Annotated in this window: 1 protein-coding gene; it reads left to right on the top strand. The window is 61.8% G+C overall.

Translation table 11 applies throughout. The annotated features are described in order from the left end of the window. Nucleotides 1-400 (top strand): hypothetical protein (locus AB4Z50_RS36205; RefSeq protein WP_441887344.1); only part of this gene is annotated, 400 nt, incomplete at both ends.

Raw genomic sequence — 400 nt, 5'->3', positions numbered from 1 at the left:
GAGCTGAACCGGGCCGAATGCACCTTCCTGACCGGTGAACTCTCGGTTGCGGATGAGGAATTGGCGGCACTGTCAGGTCACGCCGCGACTACGGTCGAACAAGCCATCGTGGCCTGCCTGCACATGGATGTCTGCCTGGTGCTCGATCAGAGCAGCCGCGCGATCAATGTCGGCCTCAATTGCCTCCGACATTTCGGCATCGATTGGTCACCCCATCCGGACGGCGACGAGGTACGGCGCGAATACGGGCGCATCGGGTCGGCGCTTGAGGATCGGGAAATCGAGGCGCTTATCGACATGCCGCTGATGGAGGACCCTGCCTCCCTGGCCACCGTCGATGTGCTGATGAAGCTCTGGACGCCGGCCTTGTACACCGATGAAAACCTGGCTACGCTGACGA

The organism is Paenibacillus sp. 2TAB26, from assembly GCF_052115145.1.
Classification (GTDB): domain Bacteria; phylum Bacillota; class Bacilli; order Paenibacillales; family Paenibacillaceae; genus Pristimantibacillus.
Note: the sequence above shows the minus strand (reverse complement) of the source record. Positions and strands in the feature narration are given on the sequence as shown.